Source organism: Nostoc sp. ChiQUE01b (genome assembly GCF_034531255.1).
In the GTDB taxonomy this organism is placed as follows: Bacteria; Cyanobacteriota; Cyanobacteriia; order Cyanobacteriales; family Nostocaceae; genus Nostoc.
The window spans coordinates 84,835-96,233 of sequence record NZ_JAVRBM010000028.1 but is presented as its reverse complement, the minus strand read 5'-3'; the positions used below and the strand labels follow the sequence as shown (position 1 = coordinate 96,233).

The following is an 11,399-nucleotide window of genomic DNA, read 5'->3' as shown; positions in this document are numbered from 1 at the left end:
TTTATTCTTCTACCACTTTTTTATGCCGTATTTATATTTCGGATAGGTCTAATAGGGTGAGTATGATTTACCCACCCTAATTATGCTTACTGAATAAGACAATAATCTCAAAGTTCTCCATTAATCTTGCGCCTGATGATTTCCATCTGGGCTTGTATATCAGCTTCTGTCACAGGCATAGGATAACCTTTAGAATTAAGGTCACGTTTGCTCATTAAAAAACGTAGAGCCTCAATGTCTTCGCGGTTTTCCACGACGTAAGCTCTCAACTCTGTAAAACTCATTTGCTCATAATTCTGGTTCATTGACAAAATCCCAGATTCCATCATTTAGTACAATGACTTGCTGTTCATCTCCAGCTAGGATGTAAACTTGCCCTGTTTTATCGTCAAATCAAATAAGCGGATATCTTTATAAAGATTTGACAGCATTTGACAAACCCTTACACAGGCTAAGGCTTGTTCTGTTGTTGGTAAAATAAACGCTCCTCACTACTAATATAGGGTAGGCAATGCCCACCCTACTAATGTTGATTACTTTGTGTGAAACTATAGCGGACGGTAGACGCGATAATTGATTTCAGGGAAGATATTATCCATTAACTCGACTTTTTCCAGCCAACCACTGTCAACTTTGCCGATTTTCACATCTTCGTAGAGCTTATTGAACCGCATCAGGTGCGATCGCGTCCGTCTAACTGCATAGGGTACCATTGTTCCCGTCCGCATAATAAATGCCCAGTCGGAAGATTGTGCTAACAACAATTCTCTCGCTGCTTGGTTGAGCGCTCTCCACCCCAACTCATCTTCTGGTTCCAAATGCGAGATTTCAATCATCCGTTCAGCAGCTTTGTGCAAATGCGGATAAACCCACGCGTTCGTCTCATTCAACCAATACTCGTGGAAACCCTTGAAACCCCAACTCGACTGCGAGGGACGACAAACTTGCTGCGTCGGCTGCTCCCGCAAATAGTCTGCTAAATGGGTCATTTGATATGTTCCTTGGTCATACCACGATTTGCGGAATAGATAATCAATGAACCAAGGGCCTTCATACCACCAATGTCCAAATAACTCTGCGTCATAAGGCGAAACGATAATTGGTGGTCGTTGCATTATACCATAGAGATGCTCAGATTGCCGCTCTCGATTATACATAAAATTAGCAGCGTGTTCTGCTGCCTTTTCCCTAGCCCAATAAGGATCGTAGAGCGCCTTATCTGATAGACCTAAGCCACGCCCCGTAATTTTGTGATATTTAATGCCCGTATTTTTCCGCTGACCATTAGGCATAATGTAGGGCTTGATGTACTCATATTCTGCTTCCCAGCCCAAATCTTTATAAAATTCCCGATATTCCGCCGCCCCAGGATAGCCTACCTCAGAAGACCATACCTGTTGAGAAGATTCATGATCTCGACCAAAGACAGCAACACCAGTTTCTGTATAAATTGGGGCATAAGTGCCAAAGCGCGGCCGGGGACGGGCATAAAGGATGCCATGCCCATCAGTGAGGAAGTAGCGTAACCCAGCATCAGCTAGCATCCGCTCTAAACCTTCATAGTAGGCACATTCCGGCAACCAAATGCCTCTGGGTGCTTGTCCAAAGGTTTGTTCGTAATGTTCGCAGGCTACCTGAATTTGCGCCCACACCGCTTGGGGATACATTTTCATCAACGGTAAATAGCCGTGAGTAGCGCCGCAAGTGATAATTTCCAGGTTGTTACTGTCTTGGAACTTCTTAAAAGCTGTCACCAAGTCTCCGTCGTAGCGTTCCCATAGCTGACGCGCTTCGCTAAACTCAGTCGCGTAATGTTCGGCTAAATAACGAAGATGCCCGTTGTTAACATTATGTTCTACTTCTAGTGCTACAAGTTCTTCTAGTTGAGCTAAGTGTGCTTCATAGCGTTCTTGAAGCAGAGGATCGCGAAGCATCGACACTAAAGGGGGTGTCATACTCATCGTGATTTTAAAGTCGATACCGTCTCGCTTTAAGCCTTCAAATACTTTCAATAAGGGGATGTAGGTTTCTGTGATGGCTTCATAGAGCCATTCTTCCTCCAGCACGTAGTCACTTTCTGGGTGACGAACGAAGGGTAGATGTGCGTGGAGTACAAGCGCGACGTAGCCGATAGACATAGTGATTTTGGGGTGATACTTGTAAGTTGAAGGTCGAGAGGGTTGGCAGAAATTAACAATATTTTAAGACTTTATGGGGATCGCAAAGTAGATTTGTAGCAGTTTTAAATTAATTTAAAAACCTTGTACCAATCTTTTAGCCCCTTATCATTCCTCTTCTAGTTTTTGGTTGGCTTATTGCAGTAGAAAAATCGGGTTTCTAAGTTACAGTATTTTTGTTATCTTTGTGCTTTAGCAGTTTAATAATTATTTTTGAGCCACCTTCACGTAGCTTCAGTTTCATTTTTTCCTTGCGGGATGCTGTTCGCATTTGACAGGCTCAGGAAGCATTGAGGCTTCGGCGTGACACTTTGACAACCTCAGTATGGAGACTCTCAGTCAACCCCTGCGGGGAATTCAAAATTCAAAATTCAAAATTCACGCATTGAAGCACGACCAGGATAAATCCGGGGGCTTGAATTAATGTTGCTTTGCATTTTTTCTTTTCCATAAATAAATTCATTGGCTTTGTATCCTTTTTTTCTTTGATCAAACGGTTTAAATCCACGTCTGAAATTCTCTTTTCTACAAGAAGATGCGCGTAGCTCGCTTCCCTGTAAGGGTACAATTTTGAATTTTGAATTGTTAATTTTGCCTTCTCTGGTGAAGTTGAGTTTGATGAGCGATGCCTACGGCGGGCTACGCCTACGCCAAAATTATCCAAAAAAACGCTGAACTCGAACGCCGAAACCTGGTAACAATGGTGATGTGATTTCGTCATCAGCCAGCAAGGTTGCTATCAGTTTTAATTGGGCAGCTTCTCTGCGATAAACTTCTAGCTGCTGTAATTGCCAATTTGCAATCCAATATTCTTGGACTCCTGTGGATGAGTATAGTTTCAGCTTGGCTTCTCGGTCTCGACGTTCGTTGGTTGTCCCAGGAGAAAGCACTTCCACAATGAGTTCTGGCGCTCCTCTCAAATGCCCTTCGTCATCTAGCAATTGTGCTAAACGCTCACGACTAATCCAAACTACATCTGGTATGACATTATCGGCATCTGTAAAAATTATGCCGGGAGTTTGACGAGTTTCCCCCAGCTCACTAGAGCGAGACCAAATTTGTAACTCTAAGCATATATTACCCGCAGTCCCTTGATGTCTCCAGTGAGGCGCTCTAGTCACAAATAGTTCTCCGTCAATAATTTCATAGCGCTTCCATTCGTCAGTTGTGAGTAATTCTAAGTCTGAGGTTGTCCAACGGACTTTATTAGATATTGTTTGGTTCATAGCACTATTTTTCCATGCCTAGTTTAGAGATAAAATTCTATTTTTCAGAGTATTTGGTTAGGGTCAATACCTGCATTTCGCAAGCATTCTGCCAATATTGCAGCTCGTTGACGTTCTTGTTCTAATTGTTGGTTTACTTGCTCTAATTGTTGGTTTGCTTGCTCTAATTGTTGATTTGCTTGCTCTAACTGTTGGTTTGATTCTTCCTCTGGCAACATTACCAACTGTCCATCTGGTGTAAAGAAGCGTAATTTGCCCAAATATACTGCCAAATATAGCCCTAACTGCTGACTCCACAACCAACCCGACTCAGTGGGTATAAGGTCTTGATATTGTCCATCAACTAAGTGAAATCCCTGTAATTCTAGGTTATTTGGGTCAAACCAAAAGTAATCTGGAGTACGAAATGTATTCTGGTATATTTGCTTTTTCAAACCTTTATCAACCGAGGCAGTGGAATCAGATAACATCTCAATAATCACATTGGGATATTTGCCGTCTTCTTGCCATACAACCCAGCTTTTGCGGTCTTTTTTCTCTGTATCTAAAACCACAAAGAAATCAGGGCCTCGAAATTCTTCTGACTTTTTCTGGTTGGGACTGAAATAGATTGTCAGGTTGCCGGTAGCATAAAAATCTTCACGATCGCGCCACCACCATTTAATCAGGCGAATGAGTAAATCAATTTGTTCGCGGTGTAAATCAGATTCCAAGGGGGGTTCATCACTATAGATGTCGCCTGGTGGGAAAATTATACTCTCAGTGGCAGCTTGTAAACTAGGGGTGGTGGCAAGGGGCTGAGACATACAAGATACTTTTTCTGTTTGTATCTATGCTATCGTGACCAACCAGGCGCAACTCGTCGTAGACATCGCCCTCCTTATTCCTCATCCCGATATAACTCCTGCAAGTCCTGCAACTGAGTCTTTCGGGAAATCCGGCGATATTTTTTACTTTCTAACTTGGGTTCGTATTGACTCTGCCCTTTGCCTTTGCTTTTGCTTTTTAACTTCATAGTAGATTCTGGATCGGCTTGCTGGTACAGTTGTGTTTGATGAGCGATCGCAGCGTCCAAAAATTCTAAATAATGTTCATATCGTTCCCAGTTTCCCCGCACCACACACTCAGGCTCGTCTCGATGCAGACAATCACTAAACCGACAGCTAGCAACTGCTAACCGCTTTCTTGCTTCTGGGAAATAATGAATTAATTCTTCTGGTATACAATCCATATCCGGCTGATTAAAGCCGGGAGTGTCTGCCAGTAAACCACCGCTAGGTAACTCAAATAATTCTATATGGCGAGTGGTATGACGGCCACGAGCTAGTTTGCCAGAAACTTCCCCCACTCGCAGATCAAGAGAGTCAATTAGGGTATTAATCAAGCTGGATTTACCGACACCAGAAGGCCCAGCGATTACGGTAATTTTGTTGCTCAAATATTTGGTTGCTTGGTCGGTATTTATACCATCTTTAACGCTGATAAATATCGGCTGATAGCCCCAACCGAGCAGGCGATCGCTAATTTGTTGTTGTTCCGTCGGTGAAATTAGATCGCTTTTATTCAAACATAAAAGCACATCCAAGCCAGTAGATTCAGCCTTAATTAGAAATCGGCTCAACTGATAAGGTTCCAAAGGTGGATCGGCGACGGCAAATACTAATAGAATTTGGTTGACATTGGCGATCGCCGGACGATCTAACTCGCTTTGGCGGGGTAAAACCTCAGCGATCGCACCCCGTCCTCCAGCCCAATCTGGCTCCTCTACCACAACGCGATCGCCTACCATCACCTGTTGCCCGATTTTTTTCAGACGTGTTCTCCGGGTACAGAGGAGAAGAGGAGGATGAGGAAGATGAGGAGGATCTTGCTCCCTCATCTCCCTTATCTCCCTCATCTCCCCATCTTCTTGATCTAGATTTACTCGGTAAAAATTAGCCTGTACAGCCACCACCGTACCCAATAACTGTCCAGTTGCAGCAAAATTTTCCCCTGTCATTGGCCAGCAACTGGACGGCGCACTAACAGAGAAAAATAACTAGTGCAGTCTGTAATTTGTTCCACCTGATAACCTGCCATTGTCAAACTATCAGGAACTTGCTCAATTGGCTCACCAGGGTCTAGCCAGACTTCTAGCAAACCTCCTAATGGCATTTTCTCCAGACGTAGTTTTGTCCGCACGAAATTAATCGGGCAAGGGGTGCCGCGTAAATCAAGTTGAGCATCGGGAGTTGAAACAGAAGAGGGCTTCATCACTTAAATAAATTTCCCAAAAATCCTTCTAGACCGCCTTTACCAGTCCGATCCCCCTTAATTTTAGCTAGCTTCTCCAGCAGTTCCCTCTCCTCTGGGGTGACTTTATTGGGAATATCAATTAACACGTTCAGCATGTGATCCCCACGACTTACGGGATTACCCAAGCGAGGTACACCGCGATTTTCCAATTTCATTACTGTATTCGGCTGAGTTCCAGCTGGAATGATTAGTTCTACTGGCCCATCTACTGTATCTACCTCTAACCGACAACCTAAAATCGCTTGCAGGTAGCTAACTTTGATTTCCGAGAGAATATTAATCCCATCTCGTTGAAATTCCTCGTCCTCATTCACGAACAAGTAAACGTACAAATCCCCAGGAGGGCCACTACGTTGACCAGCATCTCCTTCACTAGAAATCCGCAAACGTGTGCCATTATCCACCCCGGCTGGAATGGTAATTTTGAGTTTCTTGGTGACTTGATTTGCGCCCTTACCGTCACACGCGTCACACTTATCTTCAATTACCATCCCTGTGCCATTACAGGTGGGACAAGTCGAGACTTGGGTGAAACTGCCAAAGGGTGTTCTAGTCACACGCCGTACTTGAGCCGAACCGCCACAAGTCGAACAAGTCCGAGGGCGGGTTCCAGGTTTAGCACCAGAACCGCTACAAACTTCACAATTTTCTAGATGGGAAATGCGAATTTCTTTTTCGCCGCCAAATATCGCTTCTCGAAAGTCTAACTTCAGGTCTAGCCGCAGGTCATCACCCCTCGCAGGCCCACTGCGTCGTCTTTGTTGCGTGGGATTACCCATACCGCCAGCAAAGCCACTAAAAATGCTTTCAAAGATATCGGCAAAACCACCCATATCGCCGACATCTTGAAAGCCCGCGCCAGCACCCGATACACCCTCTGGGCCAAAGCGATCGTAACGAGCGCGGGTTTCGGGTTCTGAGAGTACCTCATAAGCGCGGTTAATTTCTTTAAAGCGATCCTCCGCCCCCGGTTCTTTGTTCACATCTGGGTGATACTTTCGGGCTAGACGGCGATAGGCTTGTTTGATTTCTTCTTTGTCAGTGTCACGAGAGACACCCAGGATTTCATAATAGTCGCGGGCCATATAGCAAAGGTAAAAGTTAGAAGAAAGAAAGCAGAAGTCAGTAGAACGTCATTCACGGTCACTTGCTACCCTATGGATTAAGTGTTTTGCCTACAGATATGCAAGAGCAACACATTATCCTTAGAGGGCCGCTTGCCGGAAGGCAGGCAGAAGAGAAAATTAATTTTTGTTAATAACTGATTTTACCCTTTACCTTTTACAAAAATCACCGACAAATCTTGAGCAACAGGTGCTTTCCTCGTGGGAGACGACAAAAGCTATAGAAGTTAGCAGCTGGTTATAAGCCTCTGCTCAGACTTCTCACTGCCGAGTCGGCTGTCTCTTTTACAATTGTGCTACGTAGGAGAGGAAAACCTCGCCTATCAACAGAGGGGCTAGCCGCACAATTAGGTGTGGAAAACCACCCTTATGCTTTGGATTGCCCTGAACTTGCACATTGCCTAGCCCAAAGTAATTTGCTTCTACAATCTAGCAAACCGCAGAAGTGTTGTGAAACTTCGCTAAATCTAAATATTTAGATATATTAAAATATCATAATAAAAATTTGCAAATTAGGGGATTGGGGACTGGGGAAGGTGGGGCCCCCTCTGGGGATAAGGGGTAATGGGGACTGGTGACAAGGGGGAATTTTATTGAACAAGTCTTTCTCTTGTCTCCCCCCTCTGACTTGTCTACCTTGTCTCTTCTCCATTCCCAATGCCCCATGCCTCATGCCCAATCCCCAATTCCTAATCCCCAATCCCTAGTCCCCAACCCCTAATCTATCGCCTCATAATCAGCCTGAGCAGTACTTTCTTCGTCAAAATCAAAGTTGAATTGTGGTATTAGCGTGCCATTCATTGGTGAATCTACTTCTGGAGTAAAGTGACCAGATGAAGCCTCCTCAATCTCATCAGTTTGGCTGTTAGCTCGATTGTAGACATCAGCACCAATTGCAAACAAGGTTTGTTGGAAGTCGTCTAAGCGCTGCTTAAATTCCACAGTGGAAATGCTGGAGTCAATCATTGCAGCTTGGAGTTGGGCAACTTTTTCGCTGGCCAAGGTTTTCATCTGGTCGCCGATAAAGTTGCTATTATCCTTGATGGTGGATTCGTAACTGAACAACAAATTATCTGCTTGGTTTTTGAGTTCAACCAGTTCTTTACGTCTTCTATCTTCTTCGGCAAACAGTTCTGCCTCTTGGCGCATCCGTTCGACTTCGTTGCTACTCAAACCACCTGTATTGGTAATCCTGATACTCTGTTCTCTACCAGTACCTTTATCTTGGGCAGAAACCTTCAGGATGCCGTTGACATCGATTTCAAAGGATACTTCAATTTGCGGTACACCACGGGGAGATGGGGGAATTCCTGCAAGTAGAAACTTGCCCAGACTCTTGTTATCTCGTGACATCGCCCGTTCACCTTGGAGGATGTGAATTTCCACTGAGGTTTGTCCATCAACGGCTGTGGAAAAAACTTGTGACCGACTCGTAGGAATTGTGGTGTTGCGTTCAATAATTTTGGTGAACACTTCACCCAAAGTTTCAATTCCCAAGGACAGAGGGGTGACATCCAGTAGTAAGAGATTATCGACTTCACCACCCAACACACCTGCTTGAATAGCTGCTCCTAATGCTACGGCTTCGTCAGGGTTGATAGAGCGATCGGGAGCTTTGCCGTTGAAAAACTTAATTAGCGCGTTTTGGACTGCGGGAATACGCGTAGAACCACCTACCAAAATAATCCGATCTATGGATTGTGGTTTGAGATCCGCATCTTTGAGCGCTTGAATCATTGGTTCGATGGTCGCTTCAATTAATTTCGCTGCGAGTTCTTCAAATTTCGAGCGGCCCAGTTCCATCTCCAGATGCTTTGGCCCGGTGTCATCAGCTGTGATAAACGGCAAGTTGATGGAGGTATTCACCATACTGGAGAGTTCAATTTTTGCCTTCTCCGCTGCTTCTCGCAGGCGTTGCAGTGCCATCTTGTCTTTGGAAAGGTCGATTTTCTCGTCTTGCTGGAAGCGTTCCATCATCCAAAGCACGATCGCATTATCAAAGTCGTCTCCACCCAAGTGGTTGTTACCACAAGTCGCTTTCACTTCAAAAACGCCATCCCCAAGTTGCAGGATCGATACGTCAAACGTACCGCCTCCCAAGTCAAATACTAAAATTAGCTGCTCTTGGTCTTGCTTTTCCAACCCGAAAGCTAAAGCCGCAGCTGTTGGCTCATTGATGATTCGCAAAACTTCTAGTCCAGCAATTGTGCCAGCATCTTTAGTTGCTTGTCTTTGGGCATCTGTGAAATATGCTGGTACGGTGATCACTGCTTGAGTGACCTCCTCACCCAAAAAGTTTTCCGCATCCTGCTTCAGCTTTTGCAGGATCATCGCAGATAATTCTTGGGGCGTATAGTTTTTTGAGCGAATTTGGACATCAACAGTCTCGTCTCGACCTTTGACACAGTTGTAGGGGACGCGATCGCGTTCTACTTCAGTATCTTCCCAACGCCGCCCGATGAATCGTTTAATACTGTAAATTGTGTTTTCAGCATTGGTTACAGCTTGGCGCTTTGCCAATTGACCAACCAAGCGATCGCCACTTTTCCCAAATCCCACAATACTTGGAGTAGTTCGTCCACCTTCAGAATTGGAGATTACAAGTGGTTGACCACCCTCCAAAACTGCGACGCAACTGTTAGTAGTGCCTAAGTCGATCCCAATAACTTTTCCCATAATTATCAGTATTTTTACCGAGTTTTTCTGCTGTAATATGTCGCAGACTAGCTCAAAACTTCAGCATATAGAAATGGGAAAGGTAGGGAAGCAGGGGGAGATCACAGAGATCAGGGAGTAAATTCCTCCTTATCCCCCTCATCCTCCTCATCCCCCTGATCTCCCTCATCCTCTCCATCCCATACCTCAATAATGATGCTCGTCCTTGCTATAACCCAGGCACTTGAGGTCAGCGAGGCGAGCGACTACAGCTTAACTGCTGGCTGAACTCGACTGATCTTCTGGTGCAAAAGGTGTATCTTCCTTGGGAGCAGCTACTTTGACCATTGCATGGCGTAGCACGCGATCGCCCAAGTAATATCCGCGCACTAACTCTTCTAACACTGTTCCTTCAGGATGTTCATCCGTAGGTTCCCGCATTACTGCTTCGTGCAGGTTAGGATCGAATTCTTGACCTTCGGGACGCATTGGCGATACACCCAAGCGCTTCAGGCTATCTACTAATTGTTTGTAAACGCCTTGGTAACTTTTGTGCATAGTCATTTCAGCATCAGATTGCGGTTTGAGGTGCGATCGCGCCCGCTCAAAATTATCAACTATTGGCAGCAATTCCAAAATCGTGTTCCGCTTCACCTGTAACTCAAGGTCTTCTTTTTCTTTGCTAGTGCGTTTTCGGTAATTCTCAAAATCAGCGGCAATCCGCATATATTGAGTACTACGGTCTTCCAGTTGCGTTTTGACGGACTCGATTTGTTGAGTCAGTTCTGCCAAAGCTGCCCTTTCTACTTCAGTTTTCTCAGTTGCTGCAACGCTATTTTCTGAATTGACAGTAGTATCGCCTGATATATTTGTTTGGGCTGCCACTTGCTCTGTCACCTCGCTACCAGATTCATTGAAATTAATGTGGGCTGGGGAGTCACTCTTCATTGCTTGCTTTACCTCTGTTGGTTCACCCAATTGCTGGCTTGTATTGTTTATCTGTTTATTTTCATCGATCATTGTCTACTCATTCCAGATCCTATTTATGGCAGTGTATCTGCACAGCTTGCAACCGTCGTCATCCACGACTTGCCACTGAGGCTGATTTTGTTGCCGACAAGTTCTTGGAAGTGATGTAACTGTCCTCTTATTGTGACAAATGGTGAACACGTTAGCCCAGACGCCACTAAGGCGGGAACCCGAACGAGTAGTGTACCTCTAGGAGTAAGTAATTTGTCAGAGTGGCGCTGAATGTGATTCGCCCCTCATCTGATTCATGAGTCATTAAAATTTAACCATTTGTCAATTATAGGACTTACGCAAACTCTACAAATTCTTCTCTTCGAGACGCTCCGCGAAGACGCTCTTCTCTACGAGACGCTGCGCGTAGATTGCTTCCCCATAGAGGTTATTCGTGACATGTTAAGACAAAATCAGTTTTGTCAATAGTAATTGTGCTCTAAATCAACCGCTTGGTAGAGTATCAAATTAAGCTTTGTACTGGATTTTTCTCTTAAGAATGAATCGTGCTTTTAAATATGACGCGTAAGTAAGTGGGCAGGAAAATTTTCAAGTATGTAACGAAATGTAAATTCAGCACATACCCTAGAAATTCATTATTTCACCGTTTTTATAAAACCAAACATATATCAATTTTATCGTGCCTACCTACTTAGCGCTCTTTCATCACTCTGGTCAAAAAAAATCTCAGCCAACTTCTAAACAAGGTACAGAAACTGGGTTTGGAGCTTTATTTTCTAACATTATGGCTAAAATCATCTCTTTTGCCTGAAAGTCTTATGTAGCAAGGATTATTGTTTTATTCTCTGGTGAGAGTGATGAAAGAGCGTTAGGCGTAGCCAGCCTTTGCCATCGCCAGTTGAAAATTTGTGTTTTCTACCTCGATTTCCGCACAATTTTAA

At 44.4% G+C, this 11,399-nt stretch carries 10 protein-coding genes and 1 pseudogene; all 11 read right to left on the bottom strand.

What is annotated here, in order from left to right; genetic code table 11:
* Positions 1-107 precede the first annotated feature (107 nt).
* Positions 108-305, bottom strand: coding sequence for a DUF6887 family protein (locus RMY63_RS19425; RefSeq protein WP_322730267.1), 198 nt, complete (start codon positions 303-305; stop codon positions 108-110).
* Positions 289-479: pseudogene (locus RMY63_RS41850) on the bottom strand (DUF6888 family protein). Before RMY63_RS41850 ends, RMY63_RS19425 begins: the two are co-directional and overlap by 17 nt.
* 69 nt (positions 480-548) lie before the next feature.
* A complete protein-coding gene (locus RMY63_RS19420) occupies positions 549-2,138 on the bottom strand; it encodes a glycoside hydrolase family 57 protein (protein ID WP_322730266.1) in 1,590 nt (529 codons plus the stop codon).
* A 403-nt stretch (positions 2,139-2,541) separates the two neighbouring features.
* Positions 2,542-2,841, bottom strand: a complete 300-nt coding sequence (locus RMY63_RS19415; RefSeq protein WP_322730265.1) for a hypothetical protein — start codon at positions 2,839-2,841, stop codon at positions 2,542-2,544.
* Positions 2,834-3,403: a Uma2 family endonuclease gene (locus RMY63_RS19410; protein ID WP_322730264.1), complete on the bottom strand. Its 570-nt coding sequence runs from the start codon at positions 3,401-3,403 to the stop codon at positions 2,834-2,836. Before RMY63_RS19410 ends, RMY63_RS19415 begins: the two co-directional genes overlap by 8 nt.
* A gap of 44 nt (positions 3,404-3,447) precedes the next feature.
* Positions 3,448-4,209, bottom strand: a complete 762-nt coding sequence (locus RMY63_RS19405) for a Uma2 family endonuclease (RefSeq protein WP_322730263.1) — start codon at positions 4,207-4,209, stop codon at positions 3,448-3,450.
* A 74-nt stretch (positions 4,210-4,283) separates the two neighbouring features.
* Complete coding sequence (rsgA, locus tag RMY63_RS19400; RefSeq protein ID WP_322730262.1) at positions 4,284-5,402, bottom strand: small ribosomal subunit biogenesis GTPase RsgA; 1,119 nt, start codon at positions 5,400-5,402, stop codon at positions 4,284-4,286.
* Positions 5,399-5,656, bottom strand: coding sequence for a sulfurtransferase TusA family protein (locus tag RMY63_RS19395; protein ID WP_322730271.1), 258 nt, complete (start codon positions 5,654-5,656; stop codon positions 5,399-5,401). Before RMY63_RS19395 ends, rsgA begins: the two co-directional genes overlap by 4 nt.
* Positions 5,656-6,783, bottom strand: a complete 1,128-nt coding sequence (gene dnaJ, locus RMY63_RS19390) for a molecular chaperone DnaJ (RefSeq protein ID WP_292860576.1) — start codon at positions 6,781-6,783, stop codon at positions 5,656-5,658. The genes RMY63_RS19395 and dnaJ overlap by 1 nt, the downstream gene beginning before the upstream one ends.
* Before the next feature lie 756 nt (positions 6,784-7,539).
* Entirely contained in the window at positions 7,540-9,498 is a 1,959-nt protein-coding gene (gene dnaK / locus RMY63_RS19385) for a molecular chaperone DnaK (RefSeq protein ID WP_322730261.1), read from the bottom strand.
* A 252-nt stretch (positions 9,499-9,750) separates the two neighbouring features.
* Positions 9,751-10,497, bottom strand: coding sequence for a nucleotide exchange factor GrpE (grpE, locus tag RMY63_RS19380; protein WP_322730260.1), 747 nt, complete (start codon positions 10,495-10,497; stop codon positions 9,751-9,753).
* Between the last annotated feature and the right edge of the window lie 902 nt (positions 10,498-11,399).